The organism is Streptomyces sp. NPDC001851 (assembly GCF_040297165.1).
Lineage (GTDB): Bacteria > Actinomycetota > Actinomycetes > Streptomycetales > Streptomycetaceae > Streptomyces.
Map to the genome: position 1 here is coordinate 16,716 of NZ_JBEOYR010000026.1, position 20,182 is coordinate 36,897.

Genomic DNA, 20,182 nt, shown 5'->3' on the forward strand with positions numbered 1-20,182 from the left:
CTTGCCCGGATGACGACGACGCCCGAAGAGCTGATCGCTTACTACGGCCTCGAACCCATCCCCCGCGAGGGCGGCCTGTTCCGCCGTACCTGGGAGGGGCCGGAGGGGGCCGACGGACGCCCCACGGGCTCGGCCATCGTCGCCCTGCTCACCACGGACGACTTCTGCGCCCTGCACCGCCTGCCCACCGACGAGATCTGGCACTTCTACCTCGGCGACCCGCTCCGCCTCCTGCTCCTCGCCCCCGACGGCACCACCCGCACCGAAGTCCTCGGCCCCGCCCCGCTGTCCGGGCAGCACGTCCAGCTGACCGTGCCGGCCCGCACCTGGATGGGCGCGCGGGTGGCGCCGGGCGGCGCGTGGTCGTTCTTCGGCTGCACCATGGCCCCCGGTTTCACCTACGCGGACTACGAACACGGGAACGCGGCCGCCCTCACGGCGCGTTACCCGTCCGAGGCCGCCCGGATCGCGGAACTGTGCCGCCCATGAGCCTGCTCGACGGACAGACCGCCCTGGTGACCGGCGCGGGCGGCGGCATCGGCCGCGCCATCGCGCTGCGCTTCGCCGAGGAGGGCGCGGCGGTGGCCCTGCACTGCCGTACGGCGGTGCAGGCGGCCGGGGAAGTGGCGGCCCGGATCCGGGCCGCGGGCGGCGAGGCCGTCGTACTCCGGGCGGACCTCACGGACGAGGACGCCTGCCACCGCCTGGTCCGGGAGGTGCTGGACTGGTCCGGCGGCCGGCTCACCGCCCTCGTCAACAACGCGGCCGTCCAGCCCGTCCAGCCGCTGCCCGGTATGACGGCGGCCGAGTGGCGCACGGTCGTCGACACCGACCTCACCAGCGTCTTCGCCTGCACCCAGGCCGCAGCCGTGCACCTGCGCGCACACGGCGGCGGCACCATCACCCACATCGCCTCCATCGAGGCCGCCCGCCCCGCCCCCGGCCACGCCCACTACAGCGCGGCCAAGGCGGCGGTCGTCATGCACGCCCGGGCGGCCGCCCTGGAGTACGGGCCCGACGGCATCCGCGTCAACACCGTCTCGCCCGGCCTGATCGACCGGGAGGGCCTGGCACAGGCCTGGCCGGACGGCGTACGCCGCTGGCTGGCCGCCGCCCCCACCGGCCGTCTCGGCCGTCCCGAGGACGTGGCCGACGCCTGCGTGTTCCTGGCCTCGCCGCTGGCGCGCTGGATCACCGGCCACGACCTGACCGTGGACGGCGGCGTCTCGGCCCGCCCGACGTGGTGAGCACTCCGGCCGCTCCCTGCGTACTCATACAGAGGCGCGCGCCCGCAACGGAAGGCACGCGCCCACACGGAGGCATGCGCCCCTGCGGAGGGCACGGGGCGAGGGAGGGGCGAGGTGCGTGAGGCACACCGGTGGGGGCGCAGGCTGCCCCTGCTCTGTGCGGGTCTGCTGTGCCTCCTGCTGGGCACGGCGGCACCCGCGGCGGCGCACGCGGCCCTGCGCACGAGCGACCCCGGTGACGGCAGCGTCCTGCGCACGGCCCCCCGGCACGTCACCCTGACCTTCACCGAGTCGGTCGGCCTGCTCACCGACTCCTTCCGGGTCTACGACCCCCGCAACCACCGGGTGCGCACGGGCCCCGCCGGCCACGCCCCCGGCCGCTCGGACACGGCCCGCGTCGCCCTGCCCGCCAGGCTCACCACCGGCACCTACACGGTCGCCTGGCGGGTGGTGTCGGCGGACAGCCACCCGGTGTCCGGTGCGCTCACCTTCTCGGTCGGCAAGCGCACGGCGACGACCGTGAGCGCGGTCCCCGACGCCACGGAGAACCCCACCACCGCGGCCCTGTACAACATCGCCCGCTGGCTCGCCTACCTCTGCCTGGCCCTCCTCCTCGGCACCGCCGCGTTCGTGGCGTACTGCCGCCCGCCGGCCGCGGCCACCCTGCGCACCCCCGCCCTGGCCGCCGCCTGGACCCTCCTCGCCTCGACGGCCGCCCTGTTCGTCCTGCGCACCCCCTACGAGGAGGGCACCTCCCCCGCGCAGGCCCTCTCCCTGCGCGCCCTCGCGCACGCGGCCACGACCCGCCCCGGCGCACTCCTGCTCGTCCGGCTGGCGCTGCTGCTCCTGGCGGCAGCCGCCGTGGCCCTGCTCCGAGCCCGTCGAAGAAGGCTCCCGCGCCGCGCCACCCTCACCGTGGCCGCGGCCCTCTCGCTGCCCCTCGCGCTGACCTGGTCGGCGGCCGAACACGCCTCCGCGGGCCTCCAGGTGCCGCTGGCGATCGCCTCCGCCACCCTCCATCTGCTGGCCATGGCGGCCTGGCTGGGCGGCCTGGCCGCGCTGCTGAGAGTGCTGCACCGCACACCGGCCCTCCCGGCCGCGGTCCCGGCCCGCTTCTCGCGGCTGGCCTTCGCCTCGGTGACGGTCCTGGTGGTGACCGGTGTCTACCAGTCCTGGCGGGGCCTCGGTTCGTGGCAGGCGCTCACGGACACGACGTACGGCCGTACCCTGCTGGCCAAACTGGCGGCGGTCACCGCGCTGCTGCTGGCGGCGGCCTGCTCCCGCACCTGGACGGCCCGTCTGACACAGGCCCCGGCCCGGAAAGCGGCAGCCTCCGCCCGCGTCCCCGAACCGGCCATGGGCCCCCCGCTCCCACCGGAGCCCCCCGCTCCGCCCCCACAGCTCCCTTTCCACCTCCTGCGCCGCTCGGTGCTGGCGGAGGCGGCCGTAGGCGTGGTGGTCCTGGCCCTGACCACCCTCCTGACGAGCACGGTGCCGGGCCGGACGGCCACCGAGGCCGCCGAGAACGCGGAGACCGCGGCACCGGCGAGCGGCATCCCGACGGCCTCCGTCACCACGGTCCCCTTCGACGTCGGCACCCCTCGCGGCCACGGCAGGGTCCAGGTCACCCTGGACCCGGGCCGCGTGGGCCGCACCTCCGTCCAGGCGGTGGTCTACGGCCCCGACGGCGGCCTGTCCACAGTCCCCGAACTACGGGTCACCTTCACCCTGCCCAGCCAGCGGATCGGCCCCCTGAACACCCGGGTCACCGACCGGGGCGGCTACTGGGCGGCCGACTCCTTCGACCTCCCCCTGCCGGGCACCTGGACGATGAAGGTGACGGTACGGGTGTCGGAGGTGGACCAGGTGACGGTGTCGGCGGCGGTGCGGGTGGCGGGTCAGGTCGAACAGAACGATGGCAGGTGATCGGGAACGCGATCTTCAGTCGAAGAGCACGAGGCTGTCGCGCGTGAGCCACTTCTCGCTCACCTCGACGGTCCTCGCAATGACTTCAGGGTAGCGATCTGCAAGGTAGACCTGCTCGATCTCCTCGCCGGTCTTCCGGTCTTCGACGATCTTCGTACCACCGATCTTCATCTTCTTCAGAGTGCCGATCGTCTCTCCTGCGATCAGAGCGTTGAACGCCTTGACTGCCTGCGCGGACTGCTGAACGCTGTCACGACTGACGCGGCCCTTGTTCACGTTGATCATGGTGTTTGTGTAGATGGCTCGGGGATCTCGGCCGACGAATTCTTTACTGGCCTCTCCGATGTAGTCGAAGAACATGTCGGCGATGCGCTCCGGCCAGGTCTCGGTGATGATCTTGTAGGCGACAATCAGGCCGGTCGCGCTGGCGTGACATTGCTTGCCCTTGGCAGTCAGGCGGATGATGCGATCCTCGCTGATAGGCCACTTTCCCACCCACTCCTGCAACTGCTCGGCCGTGGGCCTGCCGTTGGTCCACCGTGTCCAATGCTGGCCTGAAAGGCGATTGCTGAGGACCTTCAAGGCGGCGCCGTACACGTTGGAGTTGCTTTGCTTCATGTCGGTCAACTGGGCGACGAAGTCCCCGGCAGTGCGGACGCGGCCGCCGTCGATGGCGGCGAAGGCCTCCGGGTCCATGTTGTAGGTGACCTGGCTCGTCACGGTCATCCCGGTTTCAATGAGCGCGGCCGCTCTGTGCTGTCCGTCGATGAGGCAGCCATGCCAGTCAAGCGCGAAACCCTGATGAGTGGTCCGGAACTGACCGCTTCGCAGGATGCTCTTGAACTTGTCAATATTGGAGCGCTTGAGCGGAACGCGATTACATGTTCGCTTCTCCATCCAGCTCTTGCACGTCTCGGGTGTCACCTCGATCATTTCGGTGTAGACGGGCGGGATGCTCTTCCCTCCGTTGGTCACGCTACCCCTCTCGCTTTTGTGTTCGGGGAGCCTCTAGGCTCCCGGGATCTTGCGGTCAAAAAATAAGAGGGTGTGGGTACTTGTGAGTTCACATGCTCGCAAGCGATCTGAAATGATCGGTGCAGAACGGTGTGTTGGGCGACCTTTGCATTATTTGATCGAGTCGGGACGCGACCGACATCACCGCGGAAGTGGCCGTCGGCCAACTAGAGGGCCAGAGAACCCCGTCCCGCACGGAGTCAGTAGGGGCGGACGTGCCACATCCAGCCTCGCTTCAAGATCAAGGCTGACAGGCTCAGAGAATCCACTGGCAAGGAACCGAGTGCCGCACGTACCTGTGGCCATGTCAGTTCCTCATGCTCCTCCCGAGCTGCGGTGAGCGCGGCGTCCAGCCGTGGATCCACCGATCGACTCTCAAGGAGGTGGCGGCTCCGGTTGCCATCGGTGGCAACAAGGTCCCAGCCGCGACTGCGGCAGAACGTGAACAGCTCACGTCGGCCTCCACGCGGCCCAGCGCCGGCCAGCGCGATCGATGCGCCTCTGCCGTGTCGCTTCGCGGCGGGCGGCCTCGTGACGGAGCAGGCGTACCGTGGCAGCTTCGACGGCCAGGTCTTCCGCGCCTTGTCGTCGCCGGCCGGCAGGGGCACCGTTTGCCGCGGCGTTGCGGAGGGAAGCAGAACGTCGGCCATACCGAGCAATCGTTCAGCTGCCGAGGTTCCCGCACCGGGTGGCACGCGGTCCACACAGCTCAGCTCTGCCAGCACCTCGCGGAGTCTTGGGGGTCGCCGGGGCGGCAGTGTGCGAGGGCTTCACCCATCTTCTCCACTGTCTGAGCCGACTGATCAGGCAAACCGAGACGGCGAGACAGGACCTCCCGGTCCCTTTCCCTGGCGATCGCTCCCGCGGCGGCAGCCACCAGCTCCCGCAACACCAACACTGTGTCCGCATCGTGCTCGGCAAGAAGGTTCCAGTCAGCCTTCAAACACGGCTCCCGGACACACGCACTCCAGTAGCCAATCGTCCAGCAGCAGCCGTGAGGGTCGCGGCGCTGCTGATGAAAGTCGGTCCTCGTGGAAGCCAACGGGAATCGAAGAAGAGCCCCACCGCAAGCGGTGGGGCTCTTTGACATCGTGCCCGGTGAGCCGGGGCGCGTACAGGCCGTTCACCTGCGTTCATGAGTGGCTTGGCTACGGAAGGACCCGGCGCACGGTCTCGTCCGAACGACGGTGAACGGGGCTGGATGAGACGGAAACCGAGACGGCCGCGCTCTTCACCGCGGCACGGGAGACGGCCCGCGGCCAGTTGCCGGAGCCATCGTCATTCGTGGAGCTAGGCGGCCTTGGTTCGCGCCGCACGTACGTCCGAGGCGGGCTCCTGTGAGTCCTCGTGCGGCAGGGTCTCGTCTTCCCCGAAGGCGGGGGCCTGGAAGGGGTTGGTCGCCGGAGGCGGCGACGCTGCGGCGGAGCGGCGGGGTTGCCCTTCCAGGGCGGAAAACAGCGACGTCAGATCGATGAGAGGACTCTCTTTCGTTGCAGGTCCCTGAAGGGGGCCTGGTGTGCCGCAACCGGGCACCGCGGTCCTACAGCTTGGTCATCTTGGAGTACGGGCTCAAGATCCGCATTTGCGCCGAGCGGAAGTCCACGAGTGCCGCGACTCCGTCCTCGACGCCGACCACTCGGCCGAGGCCGTACATGTCGTGTGTGACCTGATCGCCCACGGCGAAGTGCTTGGGGACAGGTGTGACCGGGGCCTTGAAGGGGCTGGTGGGCAGATGACGCTTCGGCGCAGCAGGCTTTGTCATGACTCAGTATGGGCCTATCTGTGTCCCGTTTGCTGTGGCCATCGGCACAGATCCGGACGGGAAGCACCCCTGCATGTCGCTGACCTGGGGTTTCGAGACGTGGTGAGGCGAAACTGGATCGTAGGGCCCCTTCACGATGCGAGACGGCCGCGGCGGACAACGTCGAAGGGCCCCACCGCAAGCGGTGGGGCCCTTCGACAACGTGCCCGGTGAGGCACTGGCGGAGGATACGAGATTCGAACTCGTGAGGGGTTGCCCCCAACACGCTTTCCAAATGTTCGTCTGGAGGTTCGGGAGCGATCAGGAGCGTTCTGACCTGCGGCGGAGTGGGGCGCTGGACAGGCGGTGGACGGGGCCGGACGGGGGTGAATGCAACCAGAACTGCAACCGGAGGCGGACCTTGATCCACCCGGCGAATCCATGCCGACTCGGCTCACAGGCCCGTAACGGCCTGTCCGGTGAGCGCTTGGGCGATCTGCCAGAGCTGGCCGCCGCGGCTGGCCTTGACGAGAACAACGTCATCGGGGCGGAGGATGGAGCCGAGGTAGGAGGCAGCGGTGGCGTTGTCGCCCACCAGCGCAATCTCCGGGACCCCTGCTGCGCCCGCCGCAAGGGCGAGCTGCTTGGCGAGGTCCCCTCCGACCGCCACGACGAGATCGACGCCGACCTCTGCCGCGAAGCGCCCGATCTCTCGGTGGGCTTCAACGGCCTGGTCGCCCAGCTCTAACATCTCTCCGAGTACGGCGATCCTCCGGCCGCCTGCGGCCTCGGTCGTGTCGCCGTCGGCCTCGGTCATCAAGATTCTCCGTTGGGGGTCAGGGGCGCGAAGGTGATCGCGCGGCCGGCGTAGGAATGGGACAGGCGGCTGAGCGTGACTCGATCGTGTGTCTGGCCCCACGCCGACGGGTCCCGGAAGAGGATCGTCGGATCGGGGCCGTCCTCGTAGCCGCGAAGGATGACGAGGTGGCCGCCCGAGCGGCCGTCCTCGGGGAACTGCTCGGTCACGGACACGATGAGCGGCGCGTCGCCGAGCCGGCCGAGCAGTTCTTCGACGGGCACGGGCTCTGCGGCAGAGGGCACTCCCAGGTCGGTCGCCAGGCGCGCGATCCCCGCGTGAAGTGCTCCCCGCGGGGTCAGAACCTCGTGCTTAACCGCGAGTTTCAGGAGTTCCGTCACCGTGGGCGCCTCGTGCCCGTAGGCGAGCAGGATCATTCTCAGCGATGCCAGGCCGCACGCCCGGTTGGACCATTCGATCCTGTCTCCCAGTGCCCATCCGCCGTGCAGATCCCACTCGGCGGGGGTGATGAGCTGTCGGCACATGGGGACTTCGTGGACGCACGGCACAGCGGCAGGCTCCTACGGGGAGACGGCAGCCTCCCGTGTCAGTGTGGTGCTGGAGAACACAGGAGTGGTCAGGGGGACATCGTAGGGCGGCCGGGCCAGGGCCTCGTGCAGCATGGCCAAAACGACGTCCGTGTGCGTGAGTCCGACCATCGCCGCCCCGACCGCGAAGTTGCTGTCGCGGGACATGCCCGGTGTGCTGTTGACCTCCAGCACGTACGGCTCGCCGTCCTCGGTGAGGATGAAGTCGATGCGGGCTGAGCCGTGCAGCCCGATCCCGTCCCACAGTGTCCGGACGTCACCGGTGATCTTGTCCAGCACGTCGGGAGCCAGCTCGGCGGCGCGTACGGTTACGGTCCCCCTGGAGTCCACGTCGAGCTTCGTGTCGGCGTCGTAGAACTCGGCCTCGGTGGCCTCGGTGGCCAGCGGAGGGAAGGCAATGACGGAGCCGCCTGGCAGCTCCAGCAGCCCCACCGTCAGTGGCATGCCGCTCACGTACTCCTCTACGAGAACGGCCGCACCCTCCTCGCCGGCAGCGTCCGCCAGGGCCCCGGGGAGGTCCGCCGGATCGCGTACGAGGCTCATGCCCACGCTGGACCCGCCGAAGGGTGGCTTGACCATCACCGGGCGCCCGTTCCAGGTCGCTGGTCCGCCGGTCCAGACGTGCCAGCCGGGCGTGGGGACGCCGAGGGTCAGCATCACCCGCTTGCAGAGGATCTTGTCGGCGGCCACCGCGGATGCCCCGACCCCGCTGCCACAGTACGGCACGCGAAGGTAGTCGAGGAGACCCTGCAACCGGCCGTCCTCGCCGTACGGGCCATGTAGGTTCGAGAGGGCCACGTCGTACCCGACCAGATCCATGATGAAGTCCGGTTCGCACGGGTCCAGCACTTTCCAGCGGGCGCCGATCTCCTCCAGCGCCTCGGCCAGGGCGGTGACGGATCGCTGTTCGACGGGGCACTTCGAGTGGTAGAGCCTGTCCTCGGCGGACACGGGCCCGTAGATCAGAGCGACGCCGAGGCCCTGGCGGCTCTGCCCCCACTGTCGAAGCTCCTCGGCGGCCTTCTGCACCGCGAGGTCGGAGCTGGGGCTGAGGAAGAGAGTCATGCGAGTACCCCTTCGAAGGTGTTGGTGACCGGCCCGCCGACCCACTGAGTCCGGTTCGGCCGGGCGTCGTGTGGCCGGACCGTGAGCGGCTCTCCGGCGCGGTTGTGGACCGTGACGGCGCGGCGTGCGACCAGCCCGCGCATGGTGGCGATGACTGCGGCTGCGACTGCCCCGCTTCCGCATGACAGGGTTTCCGCCTCGACGCCGCGTTCGTAGGTGCGGATCTTCAGCGCCTGGCTGCCGGCGGATTGAACGAAGTTGACGTTCGTGCCCAGCGGGGCAAGGCCGGCGTGGTGACGGACGAGGCGCCCGACGATCACCGCATCGATGGCCTCCACGTCGTCCACGATGGCCACGACGTGTTCCGTGCCGGTGTGGGCGCTGTCGAACCAGGTCGGCCTGCCGTTGATGGTCGTCTGTAAGCGCCGGGGGAGGATCTCTCCCACCTCGGCCGTGACCCACACGGAGTCATCTGAGACGACCGCCTCGTGCTCCACTCCGGCCATGCGGAGACTCATCTGCTGGAAGCCGTGATCGCGGTGCGCGGCCCAGGCGGAGCATCGCAGGGCGTTGCCGCACATCGTTGCGAGCGAGCCGTCCGAGTTGAAGCAGGTGACTTCGAGGACGGCGGGGTCCTTGCTGACCAGTCGGCTGATCACGAGCCCATCCGCGCCGACGCCGATACGCCTGGCGCACAGGCGCTCCGCCTCCTTGGGCCAGTCCATGTCGTCGTCCGGGGAGGGGTCGCAGAGCAGGACGAAGTCGTTTCCTGCACCGTGCATCTTGCGAAAGCGCATGACAGTGCTCCTCGCGTGGTGAGGTGAATGGTGGTGTGCTGTCTGAGCGGGGTGCGATCAGCGGCGTTCGAGAGGCCGGTAGGTGGTCCGGGCCTCTCGCATGATCAGCGGGGTGCGTCCGGCGAAGTGCAGAATGCGGGCCGAGGCGCCGCCGGCTGCCCTCATGTCCTGGACCCGCTCGTACCTGCCGTCCAGGAGGACGAAGTCGCCAACGCGGACATCAGTCGGGGGCCGGACGGCTGGCACTGTCCCGACAGGCGGGGGCGGTATGGACGGCTGCTCCTCGGTTCGGCGCTCGTACATTCAGCCTCTCCAGGTGCCCAGCAGAAGGGAGCCGCCGATGGCGACGAGGCATACCACGTAGGCGAGTTGCTGGTTTCGAGGGCTCATCGGGTTCCGATCAGGTGGCGTTCCACGCGGCTGCGGACTGACCGGATGCCGATCTCGGCAAGAGGCACCCAGGCCGCCGCACCCGTTTCGATCATTGAGGGGAAGACCGCGCCCGAGTGGGCCCGGAAGAGATAGCGGATGCCCACCCGGAGGCGAGGTCCGTACCGGTGCTGCCCTGGCCTGGTCACGTCGACGAGGAAGGGGCTTTCGGCGCCGGGCTGCGTCCATACGTCCCGGATGCCGACCTGCTCGGCCAGCAGGCGGAGGGCCGCCTCGCTCAGGGAGTCGTCCTCGGCCTCCGGCTCAGCCTCCGCAAGCGCGTAGCCAGCCTCGTGTCGCAGGCACAGGACGCGGTTGCGTTCGTCAACGACGACGGCGCCCGCCATCACGAGGGGGCAGCGCCGGTCGTGGGTGCAGGCTCGGCGTCGCGAGTGGTCGACTGCCGCGTCATAGACGGGCATCAAGGCCATCTGCTCGGCAGGGTGGTCGTGGATGTAGTGGGAAAGCTCCCGGATGATCTGGTCTTCTCTGACGCTCACGGCGCACTCAGCCCGTTCCGCTCGGTGTAGATCCACATCAGCCGCCGCGTCAGAAGGGCTACGTTGCGGAGGTAGATGTAGGTCCCGAACGTGGGTGTTTCGGCGTTTGGCCGGTTCGTGAGGTCGATCAGCCTGGTCCCCTCGCGGACGAGCTTCCGCACATCGCTGTCGTCGTCGGCGCCCAAGTCCTCGCCGAGCAGACGGTTCAGCTCCTTGGCAATCCCCGGCAAGTGCCGGTCCATCACCGCACGAGTCGTCGTGCCCATAGGCAGGCCGAGGACGACATCCGTGTGCGAGGAGATTGCCTCGATGTCGATGGGTGATTTCTCGGCCTCGGATTCCTCGGCCGACTCCGTCGCCTTGCCCGTATTTGCCAAAGTCATCACTGGCCCCTCCGGAGCACGCTTTCTGCCGTGCCAATAAAGCTAGGAAGGGGCGGCGATATAGCTCCACGAGTGTGCCCGAACTTGCCAGGCGTTCACCCTAGAGATTCGATGGCAGCGGTGATGATTTCCCGCGCATCGGCGCCGTAGACGGCAAGTTCAGCCAGCTCGCCGAAGGTCTTGGCATACATGGCAAGTTCGTGCTTCTGGACGACCGTGAGGTGTGCCGAGATCAGTTCGACGTTCACCAACTCTTCGTCGTAGAGGAAGAACCCTTCGACGGGCCAGAGGCCCGAACGGTCAGCGTCCTGGGGGATGATGCCGATGCTCACCGAGGGCAGTGCCATGACGCTGAGGAGATAGCCGAGTTGGCCTGCCATCACGTCCGTGCCGCCGATGCGGTACCGCAGAACGCTTTCTTCCAGGATGATGGCGAACTTTCGTTTCCCGTAGACGACCTGTTGCTTCTCCACCCGCACCTTGACGGCCGCCGGCACATCGTCGATGAGTCCTCGGCGGTCACGTATGGAGGTGAGAAGTGCGGTGATGTATGAGGCTGTCTGCACGGGGCCAGGGATGAGCCAGGGGGAGTAAATGCGGAAACGCTCGGTGCGCTCCCATAGGGGGACCACCGACTCCTGAGCCCACTTGAGGCCGTGGCGCTCCATTTTTCGCCACTCGACGTACATGCCCTCAATTCCGCGGGCCGTCGAGATGAGGTCCTCGGCCTCACCCTCCGCGCCGCACGCGGAACACCAATCGCGAAGGTCGCGCTCCGAGGGGGCCCGGGAGCCGCTCTCGAAGCGCGATGCCTTCGACTCATGCCAGCCCAGGCTCTGGGCCAGCGCCCGCTTGGTGAGACCGGCTCCTTGCCGGATCTCGGCCAGGCGCTGTCCGAGGGCCTTGCGGGCTTCCTGGACGCTCGAAGACGGCGATGTCATGTCAGTGTTGGCGGTGCTGTTCGGACTGTCAGGCCAGCTCGAATTCTGCGTGCGGCGTTGCCCGCTTCCACACGGCCTCGAAGGCAGATTCGCAGAGCTTCGCCACCTCCGGGTCTTCCGTGAGTTCGACCTCCATGTTCTCGCCCTCGCCGTCGAAGTGGTTGACGAGGACGAGGTGGGAGTCGAACAGCCAGAAGTCGTTGCCCGGAAGGGCGAGGTCGGTTGCCCCTCGCCGTGAGAGCCAGCGCACGCCTTCGCCGGCGGCGATGTTCAGCCCGTCCGTCACGTCGTATTCGAACCGGATGTACTCGCTGACCGGTGTCGAGACGACGCGGGCGCGTCGGACCTCGACGCCTCGCGAGGTCGCCTCCGTGACGATGGCGTGCCAGTCGGCCCAGCGTTCGGCCGGATCGAGAACCACACCGGCCTTCCAGTCGATGAAGGCCGGGTCTGACTTCATGTAGGCGTCGCGCATCTCCAGGTGAACAGCGGTCCGTTGGCAGTCGCGGAACAGCTCCTCAAACGTCGGGGTCCTCGTCACGCTGCTTCACCTCCTGGAAGAACTGCACCATGCGCCGGGGGATCTCCACCACCGTCTCGTGTCCGGGGATGTCCATCTGCCCGAGTCGCTCGGAGTCTTCCACCTTCCACCCCTGCACGAGGTAGGTGTCCTTCTCGTCGTCGAGGTAGACGGTGGGGGAGCCGCCGCTGGGGCTCTCGGGGTCCTTACCGAGCTTGATCAGGGCCATGATGACCTCCTCGGGTGCCGGTAACGATGTTTGTGCCAGAGCTTGCCCGCGACTGGGCTGTCGAGCCAGGAACTTGCCCAAACTTGCCAGGAACCGAGCGCCGTAGCGTCGTCAGGCAGGCGGCCGTCCGCACGGGACGGTGGTCGTCGCGGCTTCTGGTAGCCCTGGCCTTGTCGATGCCCACGTGCGTAAGGCCGTCGCCAAGGCCACGGTGGTCAGGTCTACGAGGTGATGAGGCGGGATCGGCAGGCGGGACCGGAGGCTCCGGTCCCGTAGCGATGCATCGGCTGGCCGCAGCCGCAAGGCCACGCGTAATCCAAGGACTCGTCCGCCCTCGTTGAGGAAACCACCGCCAAGCGGCACGGGCCTGGGCGGCCAAGAACCGCCCAGGCCCGCGAGACGGCGCCCAGTTCGTGAGCTGCTACCAGCCGCTGGTGTAGCCGGAGCCGTTACAGCCGCTGCACCTGCCGTCTCCGCCGCAGGTGTCGCACTTCTTGGGCTGCAGGAAGCCGTCCACCTTGCCGGTGCCCTTACATCTGCGGCATTCGCCCTTCCTGTCCGGGCATGCCTTGCAACGAGCCATGAGAGATCCCTTCAATCATCAGGTGATTCGCCCCGCAGGACGAAGTGATCTTGGATGGAGTTCTGGTCGCACCTCGTCACCCGCTGGGCGTTGATCCTTTGCCGCCGCATGCCCGGCACAGGCCGTTCCCGCCGCAGGTGTCGCACTTCCGCGGACTGGAGCCGCCTCTGTGCTCTCCGGTGCCCTGGCAGTCACGGCACTCGCCGTCGCCGTCGCAGGATGCGCATCGCAGCATGAGCACCGTCCGTTCTCGGGCGCTCTGAGATGCATCGGTCGGTGTCAGCGGACCGGGTGGATCCGCTCCCAGTGATCAGTGTTCAGTACGGCTGCGAAGTAGTAGTTCGGAGCGGTGTAGTCGCCGGGGACGAGGCGCCTGTCGTTCGCGAGCACGCGACTGTACGCCTTGATGATGGACAGGGACTTCGTGAGGCAGTTGTTCGTGAAGAGGTTGTAGCCCGGCTTGGTGCGGACGTAGGCGCGCAGTGCCGCGGTGACGTCACCGTCGCGGGTGGTGACACAGCGGTAGCGGTTGTAGGTGAGAACGTGACCGTGGAAGGGGTGCCGCTTGAAGGTGCTGTACACCTGTGCCCAGGTGCCGCCGGCGTACCACGTCTGCCCGGGGTCCTCCGTCGCCCCGAAGAAGTAGTGGTCCTTCTGGCCGCGGACCTTGATGGCCCACCCAACGTGGCCCAGGGTCCCAACCGCCTTCGTTCGGTTGAACATGCAGACGCGTCCGTACTCGGGGGTGGACGCGTGAGCGGGCTCCGCGGCCAGTCCGGTGGTAGAGGCCAGGGCTACGCCGGCGAGCGCGATGGCTCGCATCAGTCGGGTTGCGGTGCTGCGCATGGGGCTTCCTTTCGGCAAGTGGGTGGTCTGGTCCTGGTGTGCTGCTCCGCTACGCTCTGCCGGGCATGGCAAAGCCAAGCAGTCGTGCAGGGCGGGGAGTTGGCGGCCTCGGTGGGTCGCGGAATCCATGGTGGGCAATCGGCCAGGCGTGACTCCAGCGATTCCGCCGGCGACTTCTCCCAACCGCGTCCCAGCCTTGTCCCATGCTTTGGCAGGTGCCGTGAGCTGCGGAAACACCACCACTGGGATGAGAAATGGGACGGCGTTGGGAGAGGAAGACGTGGGCCACGAGCAGGACGTGAGCGGCAGGCAGAGTGTGTCGGCTCCGAGAGACCTGCTCGTGGAAGCGTTGAGTGCGCGGATGCGGGAATCCCTGCTGGCGTACGACCGTGTCGAAGCGAAGCTCAGGGACGCCCTTGGGCCGGGCGCGCGTGGGGTGAGCAAGTCTTCGCTGAGTCGCTACCTGGACCCAGTTCGCACCGAGCTGCCCCAGCCGAGCGTCCTGGCTGCGTTGGCCGACATCTTCGGCGTCGGTGAGGATGAGCTCGCGCAATGGCAGGAGTGGCGGCGCTTGGCGAGAGTGTCCCAGAAGCAGGGATCGGGGCCGCGAAGGCCGGAGGCGCCATCGCGGGCACCCGCAGACACCGTTGCCCCCGCCGGTGATGGTGCGGGAAGCGCGGGCGATGTGACCTCTGACCAGCCGTCAGCCGCTGCATCGGGCGGCAGCCGCGAGCCGTTCCCGGTCCGGGTGCCGCAGCAGCCAGGCGGCGAGACAGCCGTAAGGCCGGACAAGCCCTCGTCACGGAGATGGTGGGTTGCGGCTGTCGGCGTGATGGCTCTTGTCCTGCTCGCGGTCGCAGGGATGGTGGGGACAGGGATGTTCGGGCCCGCCCGGGCACCGGCAAGGATCGAGGGCGGCGCGGCGGGAAGCGACGCGGCGGGAGGATGCCGGGGGGTGGTCACTCTCGCGCACGCCCCGCTGCGTGCAAACCCTTGCGTCCGCGTGGTCAATGGCCAGCTGGAACTCGCCAGCAGCGTCGTCGCCCTGCAGTCCGGCACGTACACCGTCTTCGTATGGCTCACCGACGGCAACACCTACCGACCCGATGTACCTCCCCACCGGTGCACCGTCACCTTGCAGGCTGGCCAAGCCGCGACTTGCTCCGTACGCACCACACCCGATCGCCCCGGAACGTCCTGGCAGGCAGCCACGGCAGCCAGGGCGGGGCAGGCTGACGTTCCCGATGGGTGGCAGGAATTCCCCGACGTGACCGGAACGCAGAGTGGCCACCCCGTCACCTGGCCGCTGCCCAGCCTTCAGCCCTCAGCTGTCCCCACCACAGCACCGCTCATTCAAGGAGCCGACGTCGAGAAGGGGACGCTGGGCGAGGACAGCCGATGCGGACCGCCAGTCCAGGGCCCCGCCGGTGTCGTGTGGCGGGTGTGCGCGCGTGTCCAAGCTGCCCAGGTCTCCTTCGCACTCAAGATCACCAATGTGAGTAGTGCGGCATCAACCCTCAAGATCCGGCTTCAGTACGTCCAGGCGGGAACCTTCCGGTCCTGCCCGGGCTGGCCGGGCACCGAAGTGATGACAGTGGCGGGGGGTCAGACCCGGATCACCGACACGAAGCGGTGTTCCGTCGCCCGCGCCATCGGCGTGCCCTACGCGTACCAGGGCGTCGGCTGGGTGCTGCCCGCGGACACGAGCAGCGGGACGTACCGTCTGTCGCCGACAGCACATATCTATCCGGATCACGTGATCTGGCAACCGGATGCGTTGTGATCCAAGCTGTGAGCAGCGGGTCCCCGCTATCTCTGCGCCATGTCGACGAAGCGGGAGTAGTGGCCTGCAAGGGGAGGTGATGGTGACAGTGGGACCGTGCTGGTGCTTGGAAACGATCAGTTCAGCCTCGCCGGCGCGGGGCGAGTCCTTCTCGTAGGTGTCCTCGCGGTGGAGCAGGATGACCGCCCGATTCGGCCGGTCAGCGCCGACGGACGGAGTCGTTCGTTGCGCTCGTGGCCGAGTGCGTGGCGGGCCCCGAGGACGGGGTGCGCCGGTTACCTCGGACGGGTCCGTCGCGGAGGCTTTCAGGTACGGCGGGCAGGTGGGCGCTACGCCGCAGCTGCCACACGAGGACGTCGCTGATGGAGGCGGCGGTGTTGAGCTCGCGCCGTCGGGTGGCGTCGTCATGGGGGCTGCTGTTGGTGGTGTGCACGGTGGTGATCGCCCACTTCCGGTCAATGTCGGGACTCTTCTGGGGCGAGGGAACGAGTCTTTGGGCTGGTACGGCCAGTCCGCCGTTGCAACGCTGGGTCCGTCGGATCCTCGGCTCCGTTCAGCTTCAGCGTCGCCCGCGCGACCGGGACGCTAGCGGCAGGCCCGTACGTATGTAACGCTGACGAGTTGGGCCCATTCGTTCGGTGTCAGCCGGGTCGCGAGGGCGCAAGCTCGGCGTAGGTCGGCTTCGGGGTCGAGGTTCCAGAAGCGGAAGGTGCCGTCCCAGCTGCCGCTGGCCAGTGTCTTTCCGTCTGGTGTGTAGGCCAGGCCGCCGAAGGATTGGGCATGGCCGGTGAGGATGACGGGCTGGCCGCCACCGGGGATCCTCCACAGCCGGATCGTCTGGTCGTCCGCAGCGCTGGCCAGTTGGGTGCCGTCGGGGCTGAAAGCCAGGACGCGCGGGATGCCGGTGTGGCCGACGAGCGTGGTCAGGGGGCGCACGCGCACTGTGCCGGGTGCGTTGGGTACCGCCCCGGTGCCTAGTCGCCAGACGTGGATGGTGCGGTCCGTGAAGGCCGCGGCGAGGAGTTTGGCGGTGCCGTCGAAGGCAAGGGCCCAGACCTCCTGAGCCGGCAGGGAGCCTAGCGGGTGTCCGTCGAGGTCCCATAGGCAGACTGCCGCGGCGGTGGCCGAATAGGTGGCGATGACGCCGTTGGGGCTCACGGCCACCGGCAGTCCGCCGCCCGAGTGGGCCGGGAGCTGGACGCGCTGTTTCCCCGTCGACACGTCCCAGACGCGTGCGACGTCGTCGTCGCCGATCGTGACAGCGAGGCTGGAGCCGGTGTCGAAGGCCACCGCTCGGGCCCAACGCGTCGTGGGCATGTGGAGCGTGGTGCGATGGTGTCGGGCGATGTCGTACAGGAACGCGTTGTGGCAGTCGCCGGTGATCCCCAGGGTGTTGCCGTCCGGGGCGAAGGCGAGTCTCCACACAGGGCACGCATCCGGGAGGTGGAAGGAGTCGAGGCGCTTGCCGGTGGTGCGGCGCCAGATCTGCACGTGGGCGTCGGAGTCCCCCGTGGCGAGGAGTCGGCCGTCGGGGCTCATCGCCGCACCCCGCAGGGAGGCGATGGGGCGGGTCATGAGCATGCGGTCGGAGATGTCCCACAGGACGGCGCTGCCGTCGCTGCTGACGCTCGCCAGTTGCCTGCCGTCCGCTGTGAAGGCCACGCCGTTGACGTGGCCGGTGTGTCCGGTGAGCCGGTCCACCGGTGAGCCGGACTTGGCGTTCCACAGGCCGACGGTCTGGTCGTAGCTGGCGGTGGCGAGCATGCTGCCGTCGGGACTGAACTTGACGTCGAACACCGCGTCGGAGTGGGCAATCGGCTTGCGCAGGGGCCGTACGGTTCCCGAGGCGACGTCCCACAGGCCGACGGTGAAGTCATCGCTGGACGTGGCCAGCGTGCGGCCGTCCGGGCTGAACGCCACATGAATGACCGCGGCATGGTGGAGCCCGTCCAGAACATGCAGTTGCTCGCCGTCATCGCGTCGCCAGATGCGCGCGGTGCGGTCGCGGCCGGAGCCCGCGATCAGCTTTCCGTCCTGGCTGACGGCCACGCCCAGGGCTTCACCGGCCAGTCCGTGCAGGGTTGCGGCCTGGTTGCCGGTGGCGGGGTCCCAGAGGCGGACCGTCCCGTCTTGGCACGCTCCGGCGAGCACGGTGCCGTCGTCGCTGAGTACCAGGGAGTTGACGACCACTGAGCTGGTGTCGATGCGGCGGACATGACGCGGGGCGGCCGGGTCGGTCAGATCCCATTCGTCGATCCCGCCTGTTGTGGAGGGGGCGGAGAACAGACGGTGCCCGTGCGGTGTGAAGGCGAGGGGTCCGACGCCGTTCTGGTCGATGGCGGGCAGGTGCTGTCGGCTGCGGCGGTCGAACAGGTCGATGCCGCCGCGGGCATCGGGGTCGGCGACCGCGAGGAGTGGTCCCCGCGGATCCAGCGCGATGGCGGTCAGGCGGCCGTGGTGGGCCGTCAGCCTGCCTTCGAAGCGGGAGCCGGAGGTGGACAGCAGCGCGCTGAGCGCGTCCGGGTTGCGGTGGTCCTGCTTGTAGGCGGAGGCGGCCAGGAGCATGCCGAGATCGGGTCGGCCCGCCGCGACCGTGCCGGCCTGGTTGGCAAGCGCCGCTGCTGTGGCCGCCCGGGAGTTCCGCTTGGCCTCCAGGGACATTGAAGACGCGATACCGAAGGCGATCAGGGCGAGTGTCGCGAGGACGGCCAGGCCGGCCACCAGCCCGCGCAGCACGCGGATCCGGCGCCGCTCCGCGCACCGCGCGGCTTCCTCGGCACCCACCGAAGCGGCGAGGAACTCGGCACCGGTCCGGCTCAGGCCGAACCGCTCGCCGTCGACGTCGGCCCAAGTGCGGGCGAGCGCCAGCCGGGTGCCCCGGTAGAGCAGGGCCGGATCGCGGTCCTCAGCCGCCCAGGTTTCGGCGTCCTGTTCCAGTCGCTGGTGCGTGACCAGGCCGGAGCGGTCCTGTCTGATCCACTCGCGCAGCCGGGGCCACGCGCTCAGCAGGGCCTCGTGAGTGAGTTCGACGGTGTCGGTGGTCAAGGTGAGCAGCCGGGCGGCGGCGAAGCCGTCCAGGAGACGCTGCACCGAGGCGCTGTCGGGCAGCGCGGCGAGCAGTTCGGCTCGGGTGACCCGTCGTCGGGCGTCCTGGATGTCCGGGCCGACCCGGACCAGGCGGATCAGCACCTGGCGTGCGAGGTCGTGGTCGGCCGGGTCAATTGCGGCCCAGGCGCGTTCCGCGGCCTGGGCGACGGATCCGTGCAGGCCGCCGGTCAATCGGTATCCCTCCAGGGTGAGCCGGCGGCCGGAGCGCTGCTGCCAGGTGGCCAGCAACACGTGCGAGAGCAGCGGCAGCGCGCTCGGCTCGTGTCCCACCCCGTCCTCACCGGCTCGGTCCGGCAGCCCGAGATCTCTCAGGAGCACCTCGAACAGGCCCTCTTCCAGCTGTAGCCCCGCCGCCTCGGCGGGCTTGCGGATGGCCCGGGCGAGTTGAGGGGACGTCATCTGCGGCAGGACGAGCTGGTGCCTGCGGACCGGTGCCAGGAGGTGCGGATGGTCCAGGCAGTGCTGGTAGAAGTCGGCCCGTACGCCGAGGACGGCGATCACGAGCGGGCCTCCCCCGCCGGTGGTGGGGGAGGTGGCGGCGCGCAGCGCGCCGAGGAACAGGTCGCTCCGGTGCCGATCGGTGACCAGGGTGAAGAGTTCTTCGAACTGATCGATGACCAGCATGAGTCTGTTTCCGTCCGGCAGGTGCCGGCGAAGCACGGCACCGAACGCGTCGGGTCCTTCTCCGGCCGCCGCCTGAAGCATCTCTAGGGGGCAGCTCAGCGTCCTGCAGAGCGCATGGACCAGCGCCGTGACGGGATCCGCGGTCGGGGTGAGCACCGCCACCGGCCACTTCTCGGAGCCGGGCAACGCACCGCTCGCCAGTGCGGGCAGCAGGCCCGCCCTCAGCAGCGACGACTTCCCGGCACCCGACGCACCGAACAGGATCAGCAGGCCGTCCCCGTCGAGGCAGCGGCTGAGTTCACCGATCAACAAGGCGGTGTCCTGCTCCCGACCGAAAAACCATCCCGCGTCCTCGGTCCGATAGGCGGCCAGTCCCCGGTACGGGCAGGGAACCTGAGGCGAGTCCTCCACCTCGCCAGCTCCATCGCCGCAGGCAGGAGAGTCGGTCGCCGCTCGCCACCGTGCACGCCAGTCCGCCAGGTCGTAGAGGCCCGGCACGGCGGGACGCGACCTCGCCCTGCGGGCTTCGCCGATCAGAACCACCAGCACGGCGGCCAGCGGCTCGAACCGCGCGGGCACGGCGCGCCCGCCGCGCCAGTCGCTGATCCTTTGGGCCGGCACCCGGATCGGACGGCCGTCGCCGCCGGCCCGCTGGGCACGGGCGACCGAAGCGGACACGCTCCGCAGGAGGGGATTGCCCGCCTCCCGGTAAAGCAGGTCGAAGCGCTCGGCGAAGGCGCGGCGCGGTGCGGGGACCCCGGGCCCGTTGGTCATGCCCCCAGTCTCCGAGCCCGACGCGCGACCCACCGACCGTCCTGTCTGCATCGGCCCGAGCCTCGTACCCCGTGACCTGTGCAGAGGCGCGGCGGACCACTGCCGCGAGATCACCCGAAAGGGATCACGCTCCGGACCGGAGCCGGAACGGAAAGCCGCCCCACCCCACATGACCTGCGGTTTCCCAGAAGTGCCGGGCTCTGCGGCTAGGTCGGCGGCGGTCGGCGGCGCCAGCGTGGGGCCCGGCCGGATCCGCCGGCCGCACTTG

17 protein-coding genes and 1 pseudogene are annotated in these 20,182 nt (G+C 69.0%); 4 read left to right on the forward strand and 14 right to left on the reverse strand.

All coding sequences use genetic code 11. The annotated features are described in order from the left end of the window. Positions 1–9: 9 nt before the first annotated feature. From ABT171_RS31490 to ABT171_RS31500, 3 genes are all read left to right on the forward strand, one after another. Positions 10–489, forward strand: coding sequence for a cupin domain-containing protein (locus tag ABT171_RS31490; RefSeq protein ID WP_351249796.1), 480 nt, complete (start codon positions 10–12; stop codon positions 487–489). Continuing rightward, on the forward strand, positions 486–1,247 hold the full coding sequence (locus ABT171_RS31495; protein ID WP_351249798.1) for an SDR family NAD(P)-dependent oxidoreductase: 762 nt from the start codon (positions 486–488) through the stop codon (positions 1,245–1,247). The genes ABT171_RS31490 and ABT171_RS31495 overlap by 4 nt, the downstream gene beginning before the upstream one ends. Before the next feature lie 114 nt (positions 1,248–1,361). Further along, the gene (locus tag ABT171_RS31500; RefSeq protein WP_351249800.1) at positions 1,362–3,173 is read left to right on the forward strand and encodes a copper resistance CopC/CopD family protein; all 1,812 of its coding nucleotides are present in this window, start codon (positions 1,362–1,364) and stop codon (positions 3,171–3,173) included. Between the two features lie 15 nt (positions 3,174–3,188). Here ABT171_RS31500 and ABT171_RS31505 read toward each other — a convergent pair whose 3' ends face one another. From ABT171_RS31505 to ABT171_RS31560, 12 genes are all read right to left on the reverse strand, one after another. Next, a complete protein-coding gene (locus ABT171_RS31505; protein WP_351249802.1) occupies positions 3,189–4,148 on the reverse strand; it encodes a hypothetical protein in 960 nt (319 codons plus the stop codon). Positions 4,149–5,727: 1,579 nt separating this feature from the next. Beyond that, entirely contained in the window at positions 5,728–5,949 is a 222-nt protein-coding gene (locus ABT171_RS31510; protein WP_351249804.1) for a hypothetical protein, read from the reverse strand. Positions 5,950–6,382: 433 nt separating this feature from the next. Further along, complete coding sequence (locus ABT171_RS31515) at positions 6,383–6,745, reverse strand: glutamate ligase domain-containing protein (RefSeq protein WP_107440875.1); 363 nt, start codon at positions 6,743–6,745, stop codon at positions 6,383–6,385. Further along, complete coding sequence (locus tag ABT171_RS31520) at positions 6,745–7,161, reverse strand: cysteine peptidase family C39 domain-containing protein (RefSeq protein WP_503077278.1); 417 nt, start codon at positions 7,159–7,161, stop codon at positions 6,745–6,747. Before ABT171_RS31520 ends, ABT171_RS31515 begins: the two co-directional genes overlap by 1 nt. 144 nt (positions 7,162–7,305) lie before the next feature. Then, complete coding sequence (locus tag ABT171_RS31525) at positions 7,306–8,397, reverse strand: D-alanine--D-alanine ligase family protein (protein ID WP_069779973.1); 1,092 nt, start codon at positions 8,395–8,397, stop codon at positions 7,306–7,308. Beyond that, a complete protein-coding gene (gene dapF, locus ABT171_RS31530) occupies positions 8,394–9,194 on the reverse strand; it encodes a diaminopimelate epimerase (protein ID WP_069779974.1) in 801 nt (266 codons plus the stop codon). Before dapF ends, ABT171_RS31525 begins: the two co-directional genes overlap by 4 nt. Before the next feature lie 386 nt (positions 9,195–9,580). Next, the gene (locus tag ABT171_RS31535; protein ID WP_351249808.1) at positions 9,581–10,123 is read right to left on the reverse strand and encodes an NUDIX hydrolase; all 543 of its coding nucleotides are present in this window, start codon (positions 10,121–10,123) and stop codon (positions 9,581–9,583) included. Continuing rightward, entirely contained in the window at positions 10,120–10,506 is a 387-nt protein-coding gene (locus tag ABT171_RS31540) for a hypothetical protein (protein WP_227025901.1), read from the reverse strand. Before ABT171_RS31540 ends, ABT171_RS31535 begins: the two co-directional genes overlap by 4 nt. Before the next feature lie 95 nt (positions 10,507–10,601). Further along, a complete protein-coding gene (locus tag ABT171_RS31545) occupies positions 10,602–11,447 on the reverse strand; it encodes a helix-turn-helix domain-containing protein (RefSeq protein ID WP_069779977.1) in 846 nt (281 codons plus the stop codon). Between the two features lie 28 nt (positions 11,448–11,475). Then, positions 11,476–11,988, reverse strand: coding sequence for a DUF6879 family protein (locus ABT171_RS31550; protein ID WP_193433515.1), 513 nt, complete (start codon positions 11,986–11,988; stop codon positions 11,476–11,478). Further along, positions 11,966–12,196 (reverse strand): hypothetical protein, encoded by a 231-nt coding sequence (locus ABT171_RS31555; protein ID WP_069779978.1) that lies wholly within the window; start codon positions 12,194–12,196, stop codon positions 11,966–11,968. Before ABT171_RS31555 ends, ABT171_RS31550 begins: the two co-directional genes overlap by 23 nt. 862 nt (positions 12,197–13,058) lie before the next feature. Continuing rightward, complete coding sequence (locus tag ABT171_RS31560; RefSeq protein ID WP_069779979.1) at positions 13,059–13,625, reverse strand: hypothetical protein; 567 nt, start codon at positions 13,623–13,625, stop codon at positions 13,059–13,061. Between the two features lie 280 nt (positions 13,626–13,905). On the opposite strand from ABT171_RS31560, the gene ABT171_RS31565 reads away from it, so the two are divergent. Beyond that, the gene (locus tag ABT171_RS31565) at positions 13,906–15,408 is read left to right on the forward strand and encodes a helix-turn-helix domain-containing protein (RefSeq protein ID WP_351249811.1); all 1,503 of its coding nucleotides are present in this window, start codon (positions 13,906–13,908) and stop codon (positions 15,406–15,408) included. 26 nt (positions 15,409–15,434) lie between these two features. On the opposite strand, the pseudogene ABT171_RS31570 reads toward ABT171_RS31565, so the two are convergent. Both ABT171_RS31570 and ABT171_RS31580 read right to left on the reverse strand, forming a co-directional pair. After that, a pseudogene (locus ABT171_RS31570) lies at positions 15,435–15,594 on the reverse strand (DnaB-like helicase C-terminal domain-containing protein); the annotation flags it as partial. 399 nt (positions 15,595–15,993) lie between these two features. After that, on the reverse strand, positions 15,994–19,914 hold the full coding sequence (locus ABT171_RS31580) for an nSTAND1 domain-containing NTPase (protein WP_351249813.1): 3,921 nt from the start codon (positions 19,912–19,914) through the stop codon (positions 15,994–15,996). Positions 19,915–20,182 lie beyond the last annotated feature (268 nt).

Bases quoted from the DNA above. Each gene is read 5' to 3' on its own strand.
- ABT171_RS31490 (WP_351249796.1), top strand. From the start codon at position 10: ATGACGACGACGCCCGAAGAGCTGATCGCTTACTACGGCCTCGAACCC.
- ABT171_RS31495 (WP_351249798.1), top strand. From the start codon at position 486: ATGAGCCTGCTCGACGGACAGACCGCCCTGGTGACCGGCGCGGGCGGC.
- ABT171_RS31510 (WP_351249804.1), bottom strand. From the start codon at position 5,949: ATGACAAAGCCTGCTGCGCCGAAGCGTCATCTGCCCACCAGCCCCTTC.
- ABT171_RS31515 (WP_107440875.1), bottom strand. From the start codon at position 6,745: ATGACCGAGGCCGACGGCGACACGACCGAGGCCGCAGGCGGCCGGAGG.
- ABT171_RS31520 (WP_503077278.1), bottom strand. From the start codon at position 7,161: ATGATCCTGCTCGCCTACGGGCACGAGGCGCCCACGGTGACGGAACTC.
- ABT171_RS31525 (WP_069779973.1), bottom strand. From the start codon at position 8,397: ATGACTCTCTTCCTCAGCCCCAGCTCCGACCTCGCGGTGCAGAAGGCC.
- dapF (WP_069779974.1), bottom strand. From the start codon at position 9,194: ATGCGCTTTCGCAAGATGCACGGTGCAGGAAACGACTTCGTCCTGCTC.
- ABT171_RS31540 (WP_227025901.1), bottom strand. From the start codon at position 10,506: ATGACTTTGGCAAATACGGGCAAGGCGACGGAGTCGGCCGAGGAATCC.
- ABT171_RS31545 (WP_069779977.1), bottom strand. From the start codon at position 11,447: ATGACATCGCCGTCTTCGAGCGTCCAGGAAGCCCGCAAGGCCCTCGGA.
- ABT171_RS31555 (WP_069779978.1), bottom strand. From the start codon at position 12,196: ATGGCCCTGATCAAGCTCGGTAAGGACCCCGAGAGCCCCAGCGGCGGC.
- ABT171_RS31560 (WP_069779979.1), bottom strand. From the start codon at position 13,625: ATGCGCAGCACCGCAACCCGACTGATGCGAGCCATCGCGCTCGCCGGC.
- ABT171_RS31580 (WP_351249813.1), bottom strand. From the start codon at position 19,914: ATGACCAACGGGCCCGGGGTCCCCGCACCGCGCCGCGCCTTCGCCGAG.